Source organism: Pseudomonas sp. NFPP07, assembly GCF_900115645.1.
GTDB lineage: Bacteria > Pseudomonadota > Gammaproteobacteria > Pseudomonadales > Pseudomonadaceae > Aquipseudomonas > Aquipseudomonas chlororaphis.
Window position 1 is genome coordinate 447,370 of record NZ_FOXG01000005.1, and the last position, 20,657, is coordinate 468,026.

General features: G+C 63.3%; 16 protein-coding genes. 14 read left to right on the plus strand and 2 right to left on the minus strand.

Annotation, left to right across the window (positions count from 1 at the left end; genetic code table 11):
- The first annotated feature begins 3 nt into the window (after positions 1-3).
- Positions 4-1,416, plus strand: a complete 1,413-nt coding sequence (locus tag BM019_RS15540) for an efflux transporter outer membrane subunit (RefSeq protein ID WP_092418810.1) — start codon at positions 4-6, stop codon at positions 1,414-1,416.
- A gap of 149 nt (positions 1,417-1,565) precedes the next feature.
- Here BM019_RS15540 and BM019_RS15545 read toward each other — a convergent pair whose 3' ends face one another.
- Positions 1,566-2,138 (minus strand): TetR/AcrR family transcriptional regulator, encoded by a 573-nt coding sequence (locus BM019_RS15545; protein WP_092418811.1) that lies wholly within the window; start codon positions 2,136-2,138, stop codon positions 1,566-1,568.
- A 338-nt stretch (positions 2,139-2,476) separates the two neighbouring features.
- Between BM019_RS15545 and BM019_RS30815 the strand changes: the two genes are divergently transcribed.
- The 3 genes from BM019_RS30815 (at position 2,477) to BM019_RS15555 (ending at position 5,807) form a co-directional block, all read left to right on the plus strand.
- Positions 2,477-2,650 (plus strand): hypothetical protein, encoded by a 174-nt coding sequence (locus BM019_RS30815; RefSeq protein ID WP_175510659.1) that lies wholly within the window; start codon positions 2,477-2,479, stop codon positions 2,648-2,650.
- Positions 2,651-2,754: 104 nt separating this feature from the next.
- Positions 2,755-4,866: a 3-hydroxyacyl-CoA dehydrogenase NAD-binding domain-containing protein gene (locus BM019_RS15550; RefSeq protein ID WP_092418812.1), complete on the plus strand. Its 2,112-nt coding sequence runs from the start codon at positions 2,755-2,757 to the stop codon at positions 4,864-4,866.
- Between the two features lie 158 nt (positions 4,867-5,024).
- On the plus strand, positions 5,025-5,807 hold the full coding sequence (locus BM019_RS15555) for an SDR family NAD(P)-dependent oxidoreductase (protein ID WP_092418813.1): 783 nt from the start codon (positions 5,025-5,027) through the stop codon (positions 5,805-5,807).
- A 26-nt stretch (positions 5,808-5,833) separates the two neighbouring features.
- Here the strand turns inward: BM019_RS15555 and BM019_RS15560 are convergent, their stop codons facing one another.
- Positions 5,834-6,415 (minus strand): TetR/AcrR family transcriptional regulator, encoded by a 582-nt coding sequence (locus BM019_RS15560; RefSeq protein ID WP_175510661.1) that lies wholly within the window; start codon positions 6,413-6,415, stop codon positions 5,834-5,836.
- 420 nt (positions 6,416-6,835) lie between these two features.
- Between BM019_RS15560 and BM019_RS15565 the strand changes: the two genes are divergently transcribed.
- From BM019_RS15565 to BM019_RS15605, 10 genes are all read left to right on the plus strand, one after another.
- Positions 6,836-8,260: a DUF1329 domain-containing protein gene (locus tag BM019_RS15565; protein ID WP_092418815.1), complete on the plus strand. Its 1,425-nt coding sequence runs from the start codon at positions 6,836-6,838 to the stop codon at positions 8,258-8,260.
- A gap of 22 nt (positions 8,261-8,282) precedes the next feature.
- The gene (locus BM019_RS15570; protein ID WP_345788664.1) at positions 8,283-9,929 is read left to right on the plus strand and encodes a DUF1302 domain-containing protein; all 1,647 of its coding nucleotides are present in this window, start codon (positions 8,283-8,285) and stop codon (positions 9,927-9,929) included.
- Positions 9,930-9,937: 8 nt separating this feature from the next.
- Entirely contained in the window at positions 9,938-12,352 is a 2,415-nt protein-coding gene (locus BM019_RS15575) for an efflux RND transporter permease subunit (RefSeq protein WP_092418817.1), read from the plus strand.
- A 10-nt stretch (positions 12,353-12,362) separates the two neighbouring features.
- The gene (locus tag BM019_RS15580) at positions 12,363-13,358 is read left to right on the plus strand and encodes a WD40/YVTN/BNR-like repeat-containing protein (protein ID WP_092418818.1); all 996 of its coding nucleotides are present in this window, start codon (positions 12,363-12,365) and stop codon (positions 13,356-13,358) included.
- A gap of 312 nt (positions 13,359-13,670) precedes the next feature.
- Positions 13,671-13,808: a hypothetical protein gene (locus BM019_RS30820; RefSeq protein WP_175510663.1), complete on the plus strand. Its 138-nt coding sequence runs from the start codon at positions 13,671-13,673 to the stop codon at positions 13,806-13,808.
- Entirely contained in the window at positions 13,808-15,091 is a 1,284-nt protein-coding gene (locus BM019_RS15585) for an acyl-CoA dehydrogenase family protein (RefSeq protein WP_092418819.1), read from the plus strand. Before BM019_RS30820 ends, BM019_RS15585 begins: the two co-directional genes overlap by 1 nt.
- Positions 15,092-15,146: 55 nt before the next feature.
- The gene (locus BM019_RS15590) at positions 15,147-16,280 is read left to right on the plus strand and encodes a saccharopine dehydrogenase family protein (RefSeq protein WP_092418820.1); all 1,134 of its coding nucleotides are present in this window, start codon (positions 15,147-15,149) and stop codon (positions 16,278-16,280) included.
- Between the two features lie 10 nt (positions 16,281-16,290).
- Positions 16,291-17,850 (plus strand): AMP-binding protein, encoded by a 1,560-nt coding sequence (locus BM019_RS15595; RefSeq protein WP_092418821.1) that lies wholly within the window; start codon positions 16,291-16,293, stop codon positions 17,848-17,850.
- 17 nt (positions 17,851-17,867) lie between these two features.
- Complete coding sequence (locus BM019_RS15600) at positions 17,868-19,106, plus strand: thiolase family protein (RefSeq protein ID WP_092418822.1); 1,239 nt, start codon at positions 17,868-17,870, stop codon at positions 19,104-19,106.
- Between the two features lie 11 nt (positions 19,107-19,117).
- Entirely contained in the window at positions 19,118-20,488 is a 1,371-nt protein-coding gene (locus BM019_RS15605) for an NAD(P)/FAD-dependent oxidoreductase (protein WP_092418823.1), read from the plus strand.
- Positions 20,489-20,657: the final 169 nt, after the last annotated feature.

Genomic DNA, 20,657 nt, shown 5'->3' on the forward strand with positions numbered 1-20,657 from the left:
GCCATGCGTATCTCAGCTTTTTCTACGCTTCTGATCGCCATGGCGCTGGGCGGATGTTCGCTGGCACCGACCTATGAACGTCCCGTAGCACCAGTGGCCGACAGCTGGAGTGGCCAGGCCAGTCAGCGGGGCAGTGCGGTCAACGAGCTGGTCTGGCAGACCTTTATCGTCGACCCCGACCTGCGCCGCCTGGTCACGACCGCGCTGGACAACAACCGCTCGCTGCGCCAGACGCTCCTGGACATCGAGCAGGCCCGGGCGCAGTACCGGATCCAGCGCGCCGACCGGGTGCCGGGCCTGAATGCCGGTGCTGCGGGCAATCGACAGAGAGTACCGGCCGACCTGTCCAACAACGGCAGGTCGGGCGTGGTCAGCAGCTATCAAGTGGGCCTGTCGCTGCCGGAATACGAACTGGACCTGTTCGGCCGGGTGAAGAGCCTCAGCGATGCCGCGTTGCAGGAGTACCTGGCCACCGAAGAAGCCGCGCGCGCCGCGCAGATCGCCCTGATCGCCGAGGTCAGCCAGGCTTACCTGATTCACGATGGCGCCCAGCGCCGCCTGGACCTGACGCAACAGACCCTGGTCAGCCGCGAGTATTCTTTCGCCCTGATCAGCCAGCGCCGCTCGGCCGGTACCGCGACCGCGCTGGATTATCAGGAGGCCCTGGGCCTGGTGGAGCAGTCCCGCGCCGAAGAGGAAAGCAATCAACGGCAGAAGCAGCAGGCGTTCAACGCGCTGGTGCTGCTGCTCGGCACCGCGGACGCGGCGAAGTCGATACCTCAAGGCGTGCGCAAGGAACCGATGCTGGTCCAGGACATCGCGCCGGGCACCCCCTCGGCGCTGATCGAGCGGCGCCCGGACATCCTCGCCGCCGAGCATCGCTTGCAGGCGCGTAACGCCGATATCGGCGCGGCGCGCGCGGCATTCTTCCCGCGTATCAGCCTGACGGGCAGCTTCGGCACTTCAAGCGCGCAGATGTCCGGCCTGTTCGACGGCGGTTCGCGCTCCTGGAACTTCGTGCCGAACTTGTCCCTGCCGCTGTTCGACGCCGGTCGCAACAGTGCCGGCTTGAGCCTCGCCGAAGCGCGCAAGGACTCCGCCGTGGCGGCGTACGAGGGCACTGTCCAGACGGCGTTTCGCGAAGTGGCGGACGCCCTGGCGGCCACCGATACCCTGCGTCGGGAAGAGGCGGCCCGGCGTGCCCTGGCCGACACCAGCAGCGAGTCGTTGAAGCTGGCCAAGGCCCGGTATGAAGGGGGCGTGGACAGTCACCTGCGTTATCTGGACGCCCAGCGCAGCAGCTTCGTCAACGAGACCCTGTTCATCGAGGCCAGCACGCAGCGGCAGATTGCCCTGGTCGACCTGTTCCGCTCCCTGGGCGGGGGCTGGTCGCCCCAGGTACGGGCCAGCCGATAAGGGCCGGCAATAACTTCCTGGGTTGGCGCATCCAACCGAGCTTTAGCCCCGTGGACCTTCAGGTCGCGGGGCTTCTTTTGGCCTGCGCCATGGCTGGAGAATGCAGCAGTAGAGCGGGGCCGCGATGCCGATGATGAGCCTGGGGCAGGTTACTTGGGGCTCACAGTCGCGGCTGCGCCATGCAGGAACATCTGTTCCAGTACGTTGGCTGAATTGGCGCTGGCCGCGCGGCCGCGTCGTTCGGCATCGATCATGCCGAAGACCATGGTCAGGAACAGTTCGCTGAAGACCGCGGCGGTGATGTCGATGCGAAAGGCGCCCGCTTGCTGGCCACGCAGGAAGAACGCATCCAGGGCATCGATGTAGGGTTGCAAGCCTGTCGCTTCACCATTTATGCCGAAGGTGTCGGGGCGGTACTGGAACAGCAGGAATACCAGCATTTCGCGGTGTGCCTGGGACAGGTGTTCGTTTATCAGGCCACGCAGTGCTTCCTGAGGCTCATCCTGCTGCAGATTGGTGGCAGCGATGATCCGGTTGAGCACCGTATCGCCGTGGTTTTCCAGGATCTGCACCAGATTGTCACGAGTGCCGCAAAAGCGGTGCAGGGTGGCCTTGCTCACCCCGGCGGATTCAGCCAGTTCCTTGAGCGTCGCCCGAGGGTGGTCGACAATGGCCAGGGCCAGCGCCTTGATGAGTCGTTCGTCTTGAGGAGTCAGGGACATCAGTTGGTCTCGGATCAAATTTCAATGGCAGGTATTGTGCAGGAAAAGCGCATTGCTTCAACGAAAAGCGATGAAAATACTTCATCTGAGACATTATTTCCTCAGGCAATCCATGAGGAAATTTCTCTTCTCGTTCCCGTGCCCGTAGTCGCGCACTGACCTCCAGGGCGGGTTTCGCCGCGCTGGACAATCACCCTGGCCAGGTTTTTTTGAGCGTCATGATCTGCATATTCTGTGGCGTGATCTGCAAAGCTTTTACCTGTGCCAGCGCCCAGAATCGAAACCCTCAATAACAAAAGACACTGCATTTGGCCCCGGCCGAATGACGGAGGTTTTCGATGCGTCCTTTTCTTTTTTCCTGCCTGACCGTGATGCTGATTTCACTCGCCGTCTACGGCATCCACTCCTTTTATTCGCTGGGCTCCTTTGGCTCTGTGGTTTCCAGCGGCATCACCAGCCCTGCGCAGAATTATCCCATTGCCAGTGTCGGCGAAGTCTTCAGGAATTTCTGACGCCCCGGGGCCAATGAGCGCACGAACGCTTCGCTCGGCCATCGTCTCTGTGGAAATACCCAGCACCCGTTTGCAGCCCTGGTAACGCCAATCAAGGATCCCCAATGTGCGACCTGATCCATTACCGCCTCGAAGGCGGTCTGGCCCTGATCGGCCTGTCCCGTCCGCCAGTCAACGCACTCAGCCAGCCGCTGCGCGCCGCCATCGTCGACGCTTGCGAGCGTGCGGCGGCTGATGTCAGGGTGCAGGCCATTATTCTTCATGGCGAGCACGGCCTGTTCAGCGCCGGCGCCGATATCGGCGAATTCGGCACCGAGGCCTGTTTTGCCGAACCGGATTTGCCCAGCACCCTGGTCCGCCTGACCGAAATCCCCAAGCCCCTGGTTGCCGCCATGGGCAAGCTGGCGCTGGGCGGCGCCCTGGAGCTGGCCCTGGCCTGCGGATACCGGATGGGGGAGCCGGGCACCCGGGTGGGCCTGTCGGAAATCAACCTGGGCCTGCTGCCCGGGGCCGGCGGGACCCAGCGCCTGCCCAGGCTGATCGGCGCCGAGTCGGCGCTGAACCTGATTCTCTCGGGTGAACAGATAGACGCTGAACGCGCCCGCATGCTGGGTATCCTTGACCGCATCGCCAGCAGCGCCGAGCAGTTGCTGGATGAGGCTTGCGCTTATGCCAACGAGTTGATCGAGTGCGGTGCACCGGCGCGCCCGGCACAGGCGTGGCCGAAGCCGGCCGAGGACCTGCCGGACGATTTCCTCGCACGCTACCGCGCCGAGCATGAGCCGCGCTGGAAAAGCCGCCTGGCCCCACGCCTGGTGCTCTCGGCGCTGGAGGCCGCCTGCCTGTTGCCACTGGAAGAGGGGCTCGCCCGAGAGCTGACGCTGTTCAAGCAGGCCGAAGCGTCCCGCCAGTCGAAGGCGCTACGCCATGTGTTCTTCGCCGAGCGCGAAGCCGGGCGCATTCCAGGCATCGGCCCGGACATTGCCTTGCGCAAGCTGGACAAGGTCGCGGTCATCGGCGCTGGCCCCCTGGGTGCCGGGATTGCCATGAGCTTTGCCGACGTCGGTATCCCCGTGGCCTTGCTTGAACCCGAGGGTGGTGCGCTGGACCGCGGCCTGATGCAGATCCGCAAGCTCTACCAGGCCAGCGTCAAGCACGGAAAAATGAGTGCCGCACAACTGCAGCAACGCATGGACCTGCTGTTCGGCACCCTTGACTACGCGGATCTGGCCGATGCCGACCTGGTCATCGAGGCGCTGTGCGAGAAACTGGACGTCAAGCAGCAGGTGTTCCTCCGCCTGGAACAGATTTGCAAGCCGGGCGCCATTCTCGCGACCAGCACCTCGTCGCTGGATATCGATGCCATCGCGGCGAGCATCCGCCGTCCGCAGGATGTGATCGGCCTGCATTTCTTCAGCCCCGCCAATGTCATGCGCCTGGTGGAAGTCGTGCGCGGCAAGGCGACCGCGCCAGAGGTGCTGGCCAGCGCCATGCAGATCGCTAAGCGGATCGGCAAGCTGCCGGTCATCTCCGGCGTCGGCCAAGGTTCTATCGGCGAGCGCATGCTCGAGCCCTATGCACGCGAAGCCCATCGCCTAGTACTGGAAGGCGCAACGCCGGCGCAGGTCGATGGCGTGCTCACCGGCCTGGATCTGAACATGGGGGTGTTCAGCATGCTGGACCTGGCCGGCATCGACGTGAACTTCCTGATCCACGACGCCAATCGCACCGCCACGGCCCACGATCAGAGCTACTGCTGCCTCACGGAGGAGCTGTACACCCTGGGGCGATACGGGCAGAAGACCGGGCGCGGCTTCTACCTCTACGAGGGCCAGAACCGCCAGGAAGACTACGAGGTAACCGCGCTGGCAGAACAGCTTGCCGGCAAGCTTGACGTTCCTCGGCGCTCCATCGAAGACCTGGAAATACATGATCGCTGCCTGTTCATGCTGATCAACGAAGGCATCCAGTTGCTGGACGAGGGTATCGCTCTGCGGGCCAGTGATATCGATCTGGTGTGGATCAACGGCTACGGCTTTCCCGCCCATCTTGGCGGCCCGCTGCATTACGCCGAGCAACTGGGACTGGACCAGGTGCTTTGCGGCATCCGCCACTATCGCCAGGCTCTCGGTGAGTATGGCGAAATGTGGTTCCGCCCGGCGGCGCTGCTGGAGCGCCTGGTTGCCGCTGGCAAGACCCGCATCGAACGCATCTGAAGATTCCCCCTTTCTCCGGGGGAGGGTGAGGCCTGGGGGCGACCACGCATCAACCTCATCCTGGCCCGATCCCGAAGAAAGAGGGTCCAACCTGTCTGCTCAAGACCCTGTGCATTGTCAGCGCAAGATGTGCCGCCATTCTTTATCGAGGTGTACTGATGAGTCACGATTTTGCCCACAATTTCTCCCTCGCCGACCGGACCGTGCTGATCACCGGCGCGTCGAGCGGCATCGGTGCGCACCTGGCGCGGATTGCCGCTCGCGCCGGTGCTCGCGTGGTACTGGCGGCGCGGCGCCTCGATCGGCTCGAGCAAGTGGCCAGGGATGTCGAGTGGGAGTGCGCCCAGGTGCTCTCAGTCGCTCTCGACGTCACCGACCGGACCAGCGTCGAGGCGGCTTTCGACGCTGCCGAGGCGCGTTTCGGAGTGGTCGATGTGGTGCTCAACAATGCCGGCATCGGTCACGGCCAACGCCCGCTGGAGATCAGCGAAGAGGAGTGGCGCGCCATGCTGGCGACCAACCTGGACGGTGTCTGGCGGGTGGCCCAGGTCGCCGCGCAACGGCTGGCCAAGGCTGGGCGTGGTGGCAGCATCGTCAACATCGCGTCGATACTCGGGCTACGCGTCAGCACCGGCTACAGCCATTACTGCGCCGCCAAGGCCGGCGTGGTGCAACTGACCAAGTCATTGGCGCTGGAGCTCGCGCGCTACCGGATCCGGGTCAACGCCATTGCCCCGGGCTACTTCAAGACCGAGATGAATGCCGCGTTTTTCGAGAGTGACAAGGCCAAGAGCTACATCCGTGACCTGGTCCCGATGCGTCGCCTGGGCGAGCTTCACGAGTTGGAGGGGCCATTCCTGCTGCTCGCCAGCGATGCCGGTGCGTTCATGACCGGGAGCGTACTGGCCGTGGATGGAGGCCATCTGGTCAGCAGCATGTGACTGCGCCGGTTGAGGCTCGGACCGGATCAGTGACTGGCCACCAACAGTGCCAGCGCCTTGCAGGCTGTCTCGGTTTCGCTCTCCAGGCGCGCCAGGTCGTCATGGGCGGACCAGGCAATGATCAGGCCATCGACCAGGTGAATGAGCAGGCGACTTGCGGCCTGGAGAAAGGGCTTGTCGAGCTGCGCGCCCATGGCGCGCTCCAGGGCCTGCTCCGTCGCGTCTATGGCAACCGAGTAGATCTTGTTCGCCAGCTCGGGATTGTTGCGCATGGCCCAGAAAAACAGCTCGGTTTGCGCCCTGGCCACGTCGGGGTGGCGGGTAAGCCAAGCGATCAATTGGCGAAGCACCTCGGCAGCCTTTTCCGCGGCTGTGGTACCGGTGGGTACCTGTTCCAGGGCTTGATGGGGCAGATCGAACAACGACTCATAGACCGCATAGAAGAGGTCGTCCTTGGTATGGAACACGTAGTGCAGCGACGCCAGCGGGCAGCCGGCGGCAGCGGCGATGCGCCGCGTGGTTGCATTGGCGACCCCGTGTTCGGCAATGACCTTGACCGTCGCCTCGACGAAATCCTGCCTGCGTAATTCAGCACCCATTCTGGCCATAGATCGGCAATCTCCATTTCATTGGCGCTCGCGCCTTGCCCGTTACTGGCGGTGTCAGCGCTGGCGGATGCTACAGCAAGCTCGCGGATCGCGTCATGGCTTGTGGTGCATCAAGGTGTAACGAATATCGGGCTGCTTTATTTTAGGTAACAGTTGTTTCGTGAATTCCCATTCTGGTGCGATCCGACGAAACAAACCGCGGCAGGGCGGGACAGCATTTCGTCTGCGGGATCCACAGCTTGAACTTAAGCACTTGATACAAAAAGAGAAATCAAAAGCCATGGAATCTTGGCATCAGCTTTGCCTCTTGATCAATGGACTTGGTCATTTGATCAAGTCAGTTGACAAGATTAGCCCAGGCAACGTGTTGCGGCTTTCCCGGAGCGCACGCTGCCGCTCGAGGCCCATGAGGATCTTCCAATGAAAGACGTGATTAAGTACCCGGGCGCCGGGATTTCCATCGGTGGTGGAACCAGGCAACTGATCCTGGCATTGGCCATATCGGCTGTCATGTGCAGCGTTCAGGCAGCAGACAAGGATCCGGCGTTGCTGGGTAGCAAGCTGACGCCCTTGGGTGGGGAGGTCGCGGCCAGCGCCGATGGGACGATTCCGGCCTGGACGGCGCCGGGCCCGCAGGCGGTTGGCTGGAGTCATGGCCAGGTACGGGGTCAACACTGGAAGTTCAAGGACGACAAGCCGCTCTTCAGCATCGACTCGAGCAATGTCGCGAAATACGCGAGCAAGCTTTCTCCGGGCCAGGTGGAACTGTTCAAGAAGATCCCGGGTTATCGCATGGATGTGTACCCGACCCGCCGCAGCTGCGGCGTACCGGATTTCGTCGCGGACAACACCCGCAAGAACGTCGGTTTCGCCAAGCTCGACGCCGATGGCCTGGCACTGCAGGACGCCTACGTACCCGGCATTCCGTTCCCGTTCCCGAGCAACGGCGCCGAGGTGATGTGGAACATGAAAATGCGTTACCGGGGCGTTGGCTTTGAAATGTCCAAGACCGTTTCCGGCCTCTCGCCGCGCAAAGGCAGTGAAGACTGGCTGCGTACCTCGACCGACTGGTTCATGTATACGCCGTGGGGAGAAAAGGGCAGTGCGCTGTTCTCTTCGGTCGATCGCCTGGAAGTTGCCACCTACTTCTCCTACTACGATCCCGCCGCCCTTGCCGGGCAGGCCGGCGTGGTGACGACCAAGGCCGGCGAGCAGGCCAGCACCTTCTATTACTTCCCCGGTCAGCGTCGTGTGCGTCGCATGCCGGCCTATTCCTATGACGCGCCGCAAATCGGCCTGGACAACCAGTACACCATCGATGAGTCGAACGTGTTCTTCGGGCCGATGGATCGCTTCGACTGGAAGCTGGTCGGCAAGCAGGAGTTGCTAGTGCCTTACAACGCCTTCGGTCCCTACGACAACTCGGCGAAAATCGAGGATGTGGCCAAGCGTGATTACATCGCCCCCGAATCCCGCCGCTATGAACTGCATCGGGTCTGGGTGGTCGAGGCCACAGTGCGCCCGGGCATGCGCCACCAGGCACCGAAGCGGCTCTTCTATATCGATGAGGACAGCTGGAACGCCCTGATGGCTGTCGATTACGACAAGCAGGGGCAAATCTGGAAAGTCCGTGAAGGCTACACCATTCCCGTCTACGAGACCGGCACCTGCGACATGGAGGCCCAAGCGCAATACAACCTGATCGACGGTCGCTACCTGTACGACATGACCTCCATCGGCGTGGGCAAGAACGATCACCGCTGGCTCACCGAAAGCGCCGGTAACCCGCGACTCAAGCGTGATTTCTATACCTCCGACAATCTGCGCGCCACCAGCGAACGCTAACCGCGGCCTATCGAGAACTGACATGAAAAGAATAATTACCAAAGCCTCAGGTCTTGTCATTGCGTGTGCAACCCCTCTGGCCATGGGGTTCACCTTCGAAACTGAAAACATCCGGGGCTCGTTCGACTCCACCATCGCCATGGGTATGGGCCTGCGTACCGAGTCCCCAGGCTGCAACCTGATCACCAGTGGCGCCAGCGGACACCATCCGCCCAGCGGCTGTCTGTCGCCCAGCGCCGGCATCGGCGACCAGGGCAACATGAACTACGACAAGGGCGACCTGTTCACCAACTATCTCAAGGGCACCCACGAGCTGGTACTGAAGTTTCCCGAGGACTACACCTTCATGGCGCGGGGCAGCTGGATCCGCGACTTCGCCGCCACCGACACCAGCGGTGCGTTGGCGGCCACCAGCCCGCAAAGCGTGGGCAGCGACGGCCTCACCAGCAGCGCCCGCGATGATCTCAAGTTCAAGGCGCGCCTGCTGGATCTGTGGGTAAGCAAGAGTTTCGATGTCGGCGAGCAGCGCGTCCGGGCCAGGCTAGGCAACCAGGTGATCAACTGGGGCGAGAGCCTGTTTGCCGCCGGTGGCATCAACAACACCAACTCCTACGATGTCATGGCCCTGTCGCGGCCGGGCACCCAGCTCAAGGAAGCCTTGTTGCCAGCGCCGATGCTGAGCCTCGCCTCGGGCCTGGGGTCTGGCGTCAACATCGAGGCGTACTGGCAGTTCGGCTGGAACAAGAGCGAGATGCCGCCAGTGGGCAGCTACTGGTCCACCACCCATGCGCTTGGCGAGGGCAGGGGCGCTTACGGCTACGACGAAAAGGATGCCCGCGACAGCGGCCAATGGGGCGTTTCGCTGCGTTGGCAGCCCCAGGACAGCGATCTGAACCTCGGCCTTTACGTGATGCGCTATCACGACAAGCTGCCGTCCCTGAGCATGCAGGTACTGGACCCGGACACCTTCGCCCTGGCGCAAGAGTGGCGGTATCCGGAAAACCGCATGCTCTATGGCATCAGCGCCAACATGCCGATCGGCGATTGGGCGGTGGGCACCGAGCTGTCCTACCGTCCCAAGGATGCGGTGCCGCTCAACCCGGTGATCGATGCCTGCAGCAGCAACGGTGGCAAATGCTGGAAGGATGAGAAGAAGTTCCAGTGGCACCTGACCGGCATCTACAGCCTGACCCCGTCCAACTCCCCGACCTTGCTCGATTTCACCGGGGCCAGCACCGGCACGCTGTTGACCGAGCTGGTGGTGGTGAAATACCCGGGCCTGCATGACAACTACAACGGCGAACCGATTTCCGCCGGCTTGAATACCTGGCAGCTGGACCCGGCGACAGCGCCGACGGCCAAGGGCAACAAGACCTCTTCGGGGCTGAGCCTGGACTTCAGCCTGACCTACGACAACACCCTGATCCCGGGCTGGCAGGTCACGCCGGGGGTGTTCTATTCGCAGTCGCTCAAGGGTCGCACGCCCAACCTGTCGGCGACCTTCACCGAGGACGCCAGCAGCATGAACCTGTACCTCAACTTCGTGCGCAACCCGGCGAGCTGGCAGGTTTCCTTCAACTACGCGAAGTTTTTTGGGGGCAAGACGCCCTACGACCAGCTGTTGCGTGACCGCGACTACGTCGGTCTTGTGGTTTCTCGAACCCTGTGAGGCGTGCAGTGAACAGTTCCGTAAAGATGTCGGAGAAAAAGGTGCGTGGCGTGCTGCCGCGCATCGAGCAGTGGTTGTTTGCCCATCGTCTGCTGACGCTGGTGAGCCTGGGTGTCTTCACTCTGGCCATGGCCTGGTTTGCCGTGCAGTTGCGCATGGAGGCCGGCTTCGAAAAACAGCTGCCGATCGGTCACGAATACATCGAAACCTTCGAGGCCTATCGCAACGACCTGCTGGGGGCCAATCGCCTGACGGTGGTGGTCAAGGCACGCCAGGGCACGATCTGGAGCAAGGCGGGACTCAAGCGCCTGTACGACGTCACCCAGGCGCTGATCTTCCTGCCCAATGTCTCGCGCAGCAGCGTGCGTTCGTTGTGGACACCCAATGCCTTCGTCAACGAGATCACCGAGGAAGGTTTCCGTGCCGATCCGCTGGTGCCGGGCACGGTAACCCCGGAAAACCTCGATGAGGCGAGCATTGCGATGATCGCCGACTCAGCAGCCCAGGGCGGCTTCATCGGTACCCTGGTCGCCCGTGACCAGAGCAGCGCGATGATCACCGTCGACCTCAACGAGTTCGATGCCAACGGCGAGCGCCTGGACTATGTGGCCTACAACCGGGTGCTGGAACAGCAGATCCGCGAGAAATTCGAGGACGGCGACTTCGACATCCAGATCATCGGCTTCGCCAAGCAGATCGGTGATATCGCCGACGGGGCTTCGGCAGTACTGGAGTTCTGTCTGCTGGCCCTGCTGCTGACAGCGCTCGCGGTCTACTGGTACTGCCACTCGCTGCGTTTCACCCTGTTGGCCCTGGGCTGTTCGCTGGTGTCGCTGGTCTGGCAATTCGGCAGCCTGCGCCTGCTCGGTTACGGTCTCGACCCGCTGGCGGTGCTGGTGCCGTTCCTGGTGTTCGCCATCGGTGTGTCCCATGGCGTGCAGCAGATCAACTTCATCGTCCGCGAAATCGCCTGCGGCAAGTCCATCGAGGACGCGGCGCGTGCCAGCTTCAGCGGTTTGCTGATCCCCGGCACACTGGCCCTGGTGACGGCGTTCGTGTCCTTCGTGACCCTGTTGCTCATCCCGATCCCGATGGTGCGCGAGCTGGCCATCACCGCGTCGCTCGGGGTGGCCTACAAGATCATCACCAATCTGGTGATGCTGCCGGTGGTGGCCTCGATGTTGCGGGTCGACGGTGGTTATGCCGCCGCCGAGGAGCTTTCCCGCCAGCGTCGTGCCCGCTGGTTGCGAGGCTTTGCCCGACTGGCCGAATGGCACAACGTGCGCTGGGTATTGGGCATGGCCTTGCTGATCTTTCTCACGGCGGCCTGGCAGAGCCATGACCGGGTCGTCGGCTCCCTGCAGGCCGGGGCCCCGGAGTTACGCGAGGAAGCCCGCTTCAACCGCGACGCGGTGGCTATCGCCAGCAACTACGACATCGGCCTGGACTGGCTCAGCGTGGTCTTCGAAGTCGTTCCCGACACGTCCGGCGCAAGCCCGGCGGACGCCTGCGAAGACGTTGCCCTGGGCCAATATCAGGATCGTTTTGTCTGGGCCATGCAGGGCGTGCCCGGGGTGCTGTCAGTGACCTCGTTCTCCAACAGCATGCGCCAGTTCAACGAGGGCTATAACGAGGGCAACCCGAAAATGAACGCGGTGCCCATCGACCCGGCGAACTACTCATCGATGGCGGCTGAGGTGGCCCGTGTCCCCGGAATGATGCGCCCCGATTGCAGCATGACCGCCGTGCACCTGTTCCTGGCGGACCACAAGGCCACGACCATCCACAGGGTGATCGCCGCCGCCAAGGCGTTCCGTACCGAGTTCAAGCAACCCGGCGTGAGCGTGCGCCTGGCGTCCGGCAACGCCGGGGTGATTGCCGCGATCAACGAGGAAGTGGAACGCAGCGAACTGCCGATGATGCTGTACGTCTATGGCGCCATCGCTCTGCTGGTGTTTGTCGTCTACCGCGACTGGCGCGCGGTCCTGGTGTGCTGCCTGCCCCTGACCCTGGGCACCTTCATCGGCTACTGGTTCATGAAGGAACTGCAGATCGGCCTGACCATTGCGACCTTGCCGGTGATGGTATTGGCCGTCGGTATTGGCGTGGATTACGCCTTCTACATCTACAACCGCCTGCAACTGCACCAGGCCCTCGGCCAACCGATCACCAAGGCGGTCGAGCATGCGTTGCTGGAGGTCGGGGTGGCGACCATCTTCACCGCGATCACCCTGGCCGTGGGGGTGGCGACCTGGGCGTTTTCCGACCTCAAGTTCCAGGCCGACATGGGCAAGCTGCTGGCCTTCATGTTCCTGGTCAATATGGTCATGGCCATGACCGTGCTGCCAGCGTTCGCCGTCTGGCTCGAGCGGGTATTTCCGCGCCGGCGACCCGTGCGCATGATCGGCGCCCTGGCGCACTGAGGAGAGCACTATGCGAAACCTGATTTGCCTCATGGCGGCCCTGTTCGCCAGCGCGCTACCGCTGGCCACATTGCAAGCCGCACCGGTACAGCCAGTACCGGCGACCCGGACAGCCAACGCCACGGCGGCCACCATGCTGGGTGCCAGCTGGGCTCAGGGACGCCTGGTCGCCGTGGGCGACCATGGCACAGTGTTGCTGTCCGACGACAAGGGCCACAGCTTTCATCAGGCCGCGGCCGTGCCGCTGTCCACGCCCCTGACCGGTGTCTCGTTCGTCGATGCCAGGCAGGGCTGGGCGGTCGGCCACTGGGGCACGATCCTGGCCAGCACCGATGGCGGTGACAGCTGGCAGCTGCAGCGGCTGTCCAGCGCCGAGGATCGACCGTTGTTTGCCGTGCATTTCTTCAATCCCAGGCAGGGCGTCGCCGTGGGCCTGTGGTCGCAGATACTGACCACCGACGACGGTGGCCTCAACTGGAGCGAGCAGAAGCTGCAGGCACCGCCTGGAGCGAGCCGCGCCGACCTGAACCTGATGGGGCTTTTCGCCGACCACCAGGGGCAAAACCTGTACGCAACCGCCGAACGCGGCCAGGTGCTGCGTTCCGATGACCAAGGCAAGCACTGGCGTTACCTGGACAGCGGTTATGCCGGCACCCTGTGGACGGGGGCGGTGCTGACCGACGGTTCGCTGCTGGTCGGCGGCCAGCGGGGCACGTTGCTGCATGGCTCCGCGGATGGACTGACCTGGCAGCGCGTGCCCTTGAAGAGCAAGAGCTCGGTAACGGGCATCGCGGTAGCGGGGCAGCAGATCGTCGTGGTCGGCCTTGATGGGCTGATGGTGAGCAGCAGCGACGGGGGGCTGAACTTCCAGGAACAGCAGAGTGCCGAGGGTGTTTCGCTGACGGCTGCGCTGTTGAACGGTAACGGCTTGCCCATCCTGTTCTCGCGACGGGGTGTAGTGTCCATGCAAGGCCAGGAGGAGGGGGCGATACACCCGAGTGAGTGAGTCCGCGGTACCTGTTCCAGGTGGACCGGCGCGGCGCTTCAGGCGTCGAGCCAGGTCCCGATCGTCATCCTTTAAGGGGCCCGTGCAGCACTCCACTCCAGGCGAGGCCCCTTCTTTTTAAACCTTGCCGGGTAGGCTTTCCTGCCTGTATCGGCGAGGGCCCAGGCTCTTTTTCCGGTCTGCTTTCGCGGACATTTCGCGCTTGTAGATTGCCCATTCATGCACCTGCGATTAATTTGCATAACACATGTTGCGTTAAATAAATCACCTTGTTAGAGTCGATCTCAAATAACAAGACGCAGGAGGTTGCAGATGAAAGCTCGCATCACCGGATCGCGCTCGGGAGCACTTCCCGGCGGATCGTCCAAGGCTGTTCCAGGCCTTGGCTTCGATCGTCCCGGCGCGCGTCGCACGGCGGCTCGCAACACGTTCTCGCTGGAGGTGCTCTGATGATCTCGCTCAAGCCCACCCTGACCTTGCCCGCTGCCGGGCTGTCCGGTTTCGAAACCCCGCTGAGCGAGGAAGAAGCTGCGATCCAGGCTTCCGTGCACCGTTTTGCCAAGGAAGTCTTGCGACCGCTGGGTCGCGAGCTCGATCGCATGAGTCCCGAGGAAGTCGTCGCCCCAGGCTCGCCTTACTATTCGCTGTTCGGCGAATTCGCCAAGCTGGGGCTCGACCCGGCACTGCTGGCGGAGTTGCCGCCGGAGATGGCGGTGCGGATCGAATCGCTGATCGGCGAAGAGCTCGGCTGGGGCGATGCCGGCCTGGGTATTTCCCTTGGCTGCGCCGGCTTTCCGCTGCAGATGGCCGTGGCCGCGGGCAACGCTGAACTGGTAGAGCTGTGCCAGGGACGCATCGGCTGCTGGATGGCCACCCAGCCCGATCGTGGCAGCGACAACCAGCTCCTGGATATCAAGCGCGACTGGCCTGCAGGAACGCCGGCCAATATCGGCAACCTGACCGCCAAGGTGGTTGGCGACGAGATCATCATCAATGGCCAGAGCTCGGCCTGGGTCTCCAACGGCGCGGTGGCGCAGGTTGCCTTTGGCCTGATGTGCGCCGACTACGGCGACGGTTTCTTCGATAGCGACGGCCTTCCTCATGGCATTGCCGTCATCATCCCGCTGGATCTCAAAGGCGTGTCCAAGGGTAAGCCGCTGGACAAGATCGGTCAGCGCTCTCTACCCCAGGGCGAGATCTATTTCGACAGCGTACGGGTGCCCCGGCGCTTCGCTATCGCCGAGCGCGATGCTTACTACGGTGCCGTCAGCTCCTCCTGGTCCTATGCTGGTACGCACATGAGCCAGGTGTTCACCGGCGTCGCCCGGGCGGCCTTCGAATATGCGCTGCAGTACTGCCACGAGCGCCGGCAGGGCGGGCGGATGTTGATCGACCACCAGATGACCCGCCTGCGCCTCGGCGAAATGCTGCGCCGGGTCGAAATCGCCCGCGCAGTCGCCCGGCGTTCGCTGAGCTTCGCGCGCCTGTCACCGCAGACCCACCCTTACGCCACTGCCTCCGCCAAAGTCACGGTGACCGAAGAAGCGATGGCCGTGGTCGAGGAAGCCTTCCGCCTGTTCGGCGGTAACGGCACCACCCGTGAATACCCGATCGAGAAATTGCTGCGCGACACCCAGTCCGCGCTGATCGAGGACGGCGAGAACCGTGTCCTGACCATGCGCCTGGGGCTGCTGGCCCAACAGCTCTACGCCGAAGGCTGGGCGAACAACTGATCCTGAAGGATCACCCGGCAACACTCATCCAATAACAACAATGAGGAACACTCCAATGGCTAAATATCCTGTCGTTGTCTATGGCGCCAGTGGTTACACCGGCATGCTGATGATGGACTGGTTGATCGACCAGAAAATCCCTTTCACCGCGGTGGCACGCAGCGCCAAACGTGCCCAGGAAATGATGGCGCAGCGCGTTGTCGGCCTGGAGTCGGCGACCTATGAAATCCTCGAGTGCGCCCACGAAGTCGAAGCCTTGACGGCAGTCTTCAAGGGCGCGCGGGTGGTGTGCAACACCGTCGGTCCGTTCGTCAATTTCGGCCTGACCGCCGTCGAGGCGGCGCTGAAGGCCGGTTGTCACTACCTGGACCCGGCCGGTGAGCAGGAACACATCCGGGCCTTGCGCGATCAGTTCGGCGAGCTGTACCGCCAGGCAGGCCTGCTGCTGTCGCCGTCGCTGGCCTACATGTACACCTACGCCGAGATCGCCGCCGAGCTGGCCCTGGAAACACCGGGCGTCGACTCCCTGGAAACCGCGACCCTGACCCGTGGGCCCCGTACCGGCGCCGCCGGCGTCACCGTGGGTTCGACCGCGACCATTTTCGAAGGCGTTCGCCGCCCGGGCTCCTACCTGTGGGAGAAAGAGCTGGTTTCCTATGCGCCGAATGCCAGTTTCAACGTGGTCTGCCCCGATCTGCTGGAGTCGGTGTTCTGCCTGCCCTGGGGCGGCACTTCGCTGCCGGTGTTCTTCGAGCAGGATGGACGGGTACGCAGCTGCATGTCCTGCGTCGGCTTCTACGACAACCCGGTGATGAAGATGGTCCACGGGCTGGGGGAGAAGTGGGAAGCCGAGTACAAGCACCTACCCAAGGAGCACCAGGACGCGGTGATCCAGAGCCTGGTGGATTCGACCACGCCGAGCATGCCGCCGCGTGAGCGCAGCACCCTGCAACGCACCGTGGACTTCGCCATCGGTCGCGGTCAGCTGACGGCGGTGCGGGCCACCGTGCACGGCATCACCCCTTACATCGCCACCGGCGCCCTGCATGCCGCGGCAGTGGTCAAGCTGCTGGACAACGACACCGCCAAGGTCGGTTTTGCCTCGGCCTCGAAGGCCTTCGGGCATCGTTACCTGCTGGGCTTCCTCGAGCAGCGCGGTCTGGCTCGCGCAACCATTACCCAACTCTGAAGTGACAGACATGGCGATTATTGATTTTTTCGACCGTGGCTGGCGGATCAACCCGCACGGCGCGGCCTATATCCAGGACGACCAGGTCTTCACTTTCACCGAGGTTCGCGAGCGCTCATGCCGTATCGCCAACGCCCTGTTGGCCGAGGGGTTGCCCAAGGGCACCAAGGGCGCGATCTGGTCAGCCAACGATGTGCTGGGCTGGACCTGCACCCTGGGACTCTGGCGCGCCAACCTGTGCTGGATTCCCGTCGGCGCGCGCAACAGCGCCGAAGAGAACCGCTACGTGCTCGACGCGTTCGATTGCGAGGTGCTGTTCTTCCAGAAGGAATTCGCCGCGGTCATCGACTCGCTGCGCGCGAGCCTGCCGAAGATCAGGTTGTGGATCTGCCTCGACGGCGACCTGCCCGGCGCGACTTCTCTTGCGGCCTGGAGCGATGCCCAGCCGAGCAGCGTGCCCCGGGTCGACTATGACATGGACGACGTGGTGGCGATCTCGCCCACAGGGGGAACCACGGGGATGCCGAAGGGGGTGATGAACACCCATCGGAGCGTGCAGACGTTCTGTGCCCACTTCATGATCAACTTCCCTTATGAAGACGAGCATCGTCCCGTCAACCTGGCGGCGGCGCCGATGACCCATACCGCCGGCACCCTGTCTCTGCCGTGTTCCGCGCGGGGCGGTACCGTGGTGGTGATCACCAAGCCGGACCCGGCGCTGATGCTGGCGATGATTCCCAGGTACAAGGTCACCGAGACCTTCCTGCCCCCCACGGTCATCTATCGCCTGCTGGACGTGCCCAATCTGGCGCAGAAGGTCGATTTCAGCTCGCTGAAATACTTCCTCTACGGCGCGGCGCCGATGTCGGTGGAGAAGCTCAAGCAAGCGATCGAGACCTTCGGTCCGGTGATGGCGGGTGGCTATGGCCAGACCGAGGCACCGGCGGCGATCTCGAACCTGCCGCCGAACGAGCACCTGCAGGGCGGCCAATTGGCGTCGGACGAGCGGCTTTCCTCAGTGGGGCGTCCCAATCCGCTGGTCCGGGTCGAGATCATCGACGACGCGGGCAAGATCCTGGCCCAGGGCGAAACCGGCGAGATCTGCGTGCGCGGCGACCTGGTGATGAAGGGCTACTACAAGGCTGCGGAAAAGACCGCCGAAACCATCATCGATGGCTGGCTGCACACCGGCGATATCGGTCATCTCGACGCCGATGGCTACCTGCATATCACCGACCGCAAGAAGGACATGATCATCTCGGGTGGCTTCAACGTCTACCCGAGCGAGGTCGAGCAGGTGCTCTGGGCCCACCCGGCGGTGCAGGACTGCGCGGTGATCGGCGTGCCGGACGAAACCTGGGGCGAGAGCGTCAAGGCGGTGGTCGAGTTGAGTTCCGGCCAAAGCGTCAGCGCCGAAGAACTGATCAGCCTGTGCAAGGCCAGGCTGGGTTCGGTCAAGGCTCCCAAGAGCGTGGACTTCATCGATGCGCTGCCACGCAGTCCGGTCGGCAAGGTATTGAAGAAGGATCTGCGTGCCCACTATTGGCAACGCGTCGATCGTCAGATCTGAAGTCGAGGAGTTATCTGATGGAACCCATTTATATTGCCGGCATCGCCATGACCCAGTTCGGGCGGCACCCGGAGCGCAGTTTGCAGAACCTGGCCCTGGAGGCTCTGCAGGGCGCGCTGGCGGACGCCAACGCTCAGCGTTCCGACATCGGCGCCGTCTTCTTCGCCGGCATCACCAACGGCCAGTTGCAGGGCCAGCTGTCCATCCCGGGGCAGGTGATATGCAGCAAGATCGGCATCGAAGGGGTGCCGGTCTACAACCTCGAGAACGCCTGCGCCTCTGGCAGTACCGCGGTGCACCTGGCGGTGCAGAGCCTGCGCGCCGGCGCCACCGATGTGGCGTTGGCGCTGGGCGTCGAAAAGATGAACGTACCCGACAAGCTCAAGGCCCTGGCGCTGTTCGAGACGGGCTGGGACGTTTCCACCGCCGAGGAGAACTACCAGACCCTGGTGAAAATGGGGGAGGGCATCGTGCCCCCGGCCGGGTCGGAGTCCGATCGTCCGTACAGCCGATTCATGGCCATTTATGCGGCCATGTGCCGCTGGCACATGAAGACCTACGGCACCACCCAGCGGCAGATCGCGGCGGTGTGCGCCAAGAACCACCAGCACTCGATACACAACCCTTACTCGCAGTTTCGCAAGTCGTTCACCATCGAGGAAGTGCTGGCGGCGCCGCCGATCACCTATCCGATCACCTTGCCGATGTGCGCGCCGCTGTCCGACGGTGCGGCGGCCGCCATTCTCTGCACCGAAGCGGGCCTAAAGCGCATCGGTGCCGATCCCGCGCGCTGCGTGCGGATCGCCGCCAGCGTGATCCGCAGCTTTACCCTGCGCGACCTGAGCGAGCCCGAGAAGCATGTCAGCCTCCTTGCCGCCCGCCAGGCCTATGAGATCGCCGGCCTGGGGCCGCAGGACATGCACGTCGCCGAGGTGCATGACGCCTCGGCGATGGGCGAGATCATCCAGTCGGAAAACCTTGGACTGGCGCCCCTGGGCCAGGGCGGGTTATGTGCCGAGCGCGGTGACTTCACCGTGGGCGGGCGGATCCCGATCAATCCCTCTGGTGGGCTGGAATCCAAGGGCCATCCGCTGGGCGCCACGGGCATCGGCCAGTTGTATGAACTGACCACCCAATTGCGCGGCGAGGCCGGTGCGCGTCAGGTCGAGGGCGCGCGCCATGCGATCCAGGAAAACGGTGGCGGACTTCTGGGTGTCGAGGAAGCTGCCGTCGCCATTCACATCTTGAGCCGCTAGGAGAACAGTCCATGTCCACGACCCGTCGGGGCAATGAAATCAAGACCACCTCTGGCCCGGGGCGGTTTCGCAGTCTCGGCGGGTGGGTGGAGCGACCGGACGATCTGCAACCGGAAGTGGAAGGTAATGTCAGCGCCGACGTCATCGTGGTCGGCGCCGGCTTCGCCGGCCTGTCCACCGCGCTGGAACTGACCGCCCTTGGCGCCAGGGTGATCGTTCTCGAGCAGGCGTTCGCCGGCTTCGGTGCCAGTGGGCGCAACGCGGGTTATCTCGCGGGAGGCCAGGGGCTCGAGTACGACATGTTCCTCAAGCGCGTGGGGCACGCAGGGGCGAAAAAAATCGTCGGCTTCTACGATGCGGGGGTCGCCTACGTGGAGAGACGGCTCGCCGAACTCGGCATCGACTGCGACTACAACGCATCAGGAATCATCAGGGCCGCGGTGCATCCCTCCCAGGAAAAGAAACTTCGCGAGAGCCTGTGCATCGGCCTGGAACTCGGTTCACCGGGGCAGTTTCTGGATCAGGCCGAGATGCGTGCGCGAGGGATCCCGCCGGCCTTTCTTTTTGGTTGCTACATGCCGGGCGGGGGTACGTTGGATCCCGGCAAGTACGTGATGGGGCTGCGGCGCGCGGCACTCCAGGCTGGCGTGAAGATCTACGAGAACACAGCGTTGCTGTCCTACGTCGAGGGCCCGGTCATCCAGTGCAAAACCGCACGGGGCAGCGCGAGTGCGCCGCACCTGGTGTTCGCCACCAATGCCTATACGCCACAGCTTGGCCTGCTGCGCGACAAGGTCACGCCGCTGCGGGTCTCGGCGATCGAGACCGAACCGCTGTCCGCGGCGCAGCTGGCGTCTCTGGGGTGGCCGAATCGCGAAGGCCTGGTGACCGTGCACTGGACCATGGAAAGCCACCGCCTGACGACGCGCAATACCCTGGTACTGACCACCAAGCGACTCGGTTACGCGTATGGCTCCAAGACACCGAACGTACCGGACAACGCTGCCTATCAGGACCTGGCGGTGGCGTTGAACGACCGCTTCCCGACCCTGCGCGGCCTGGCGATCCAGTCGTGCTGGAGTGGCTACATCAGCCTTGCCTACGACGCGCTGCCGGTAGTCGGTGAAACGGGAGAGCAGGGCAACGTTCTCTACACCGCCGGGTGTTCCGGGCATGGCGTCGGCACCCAATCACTCATGGGCCATTTGCTGGCCGAGCGGATTGGCGGCATCGAGCATCCGTTGCTGGCGGCACTGCGCCACAAGACTCCCTCGACGCTGCCCGAGCCGTTGCAGTGGTGCGCCGTCAACCTGGCGCTGGGCCTGGTGAACAGGATGGACGAGCACGTCAATCGCAAAGTGCGCAGTGTTTCCAATCAGTAACTAACAGACTGGTCGATGTTCAAGATTCGACAGGTGGCTGGATATATAACAACAACTTGATGCACTTGGCTGCGCACCCTTGTTTTTAAACTTGATGACTTCGCCAGTTGCATTCTGGCGCACTGAAAGTTGCTGTGGGGGAACAAGCCGCTGTCACTCTTCTATTGCC

What these genes read in the sequence shown, in the direction of transcription:
- BM019_RS15540 (WP_092418810.1), top strand. Translation starts at nt 4, where the DNA reads ATGCGTATCTCAGCTTTTTCTACGCTTCTGATCGCCATGGCGCTGGGC.
- BM019_RS15545 (WP_092418811.1), bottom strand. Translation starts at nt 2,138, where the DNA reads ATGTCCCTGACTCCTCAAGACGAACGACTCATCAAGGCGCTGGCCCTG.
- BM019_RS30815 (WP_175510659.1), top strand. Translation starts at nt 2,477, where the DNA reads ATGCGTCCTTTTCTTTTTTCCTGCCTGACCGTGATGCTGATTTCACTC.
- BM019_RS15550 (WP_092418812.1), top strand. Translation starts at nt 2,755, where the DNA reads ATGTGCGACCTGATCCATTACCGCCTCGAAGGCGGTCTGGCCCTGATC.
- BM019_RS15555 (WP_092418813.1), top strand. Translation starts at nt 5,025, where the DNA reads ATGAGTCACGATTTTGCCCACAATTTCTCCCTCGCCGACCGGACCGTG.
- BM019_RS15560 (WP_175510661.1), bottom strand. Translation starts at nt 6,415, where the DNA reads ATGGCCAGAATGGGTGCTGAATTACGCAGGCAGGATTTCGTCGAGGCG.
- BM019_RS15565 (WP_092418815.1), top strand. Translation starts at nt 6,836, where the DNA reads ATGAAAGACGTGATTAAGTACCCGGGCGCCGGGATTTCCATCGGTGGT.
- BM019_RS15570 (WP_345788664.1), top strand. Translation starts at nt 8,283, where the DNA reads ATGAAAAGAATAATTACCAAAGCCTCAGGTCTTGTCATTGCGTGTGCA.
- BM019_RS15580 (WP_092418818.1), top strand. Translation starts at nt 12,363, where the DNA reads ATGCGAAACCTGATTTGCCTCATGGCGGCCCTGTTCGCCAGCGCGCTA.
- BM019_RS30820 (WP_175510663.1), top strand. Translation starts at nt 13,671, where the DNA reads ATGAAAGCTCGCATCACCGGATCGCGCTCGGGAGCACTTCCCGGCGGA.
- BM019_RS15585 (WP_092418819.1), top strand. Translation starts at nt 13,808, where the DNA reads ATGATCTCGCTCAAGCCCACCCTGACCTTGCCCGCTGCCGGGCTGTCC.
- BM019_RS15590 (WP_092418820.1), top strand. Translation starts at nt 15,147, where the DNA reads ATGGCTAAATATCCTGTCGTTGTCTATGGCGCCAGTGGTTACACCGGC.
- BM019_RS15595 (WP_092418821.1), top strand. Translation starts at nt 16,291, where the DNA reads ATGGCGATTATTGATTTTTTCGACCGTGGCTGGCGGATCAACCCGCAC.
- BM019_RS15600 (WP_092418822.1), top strand. Translation starts at nt 17,868, where the DNA reads ATGGAACCCATTTATATTGCCGGCATCGCCATGACCCAGTTCGGGCGG.
- BM019_RS15605 (WP_092418823.1), top strand. Translation starts at nt 19,118, where the DNA reads ATGTCCACGACCCGTCGGGGCAATGAAATCAAGACCACCTCTGGCCCG.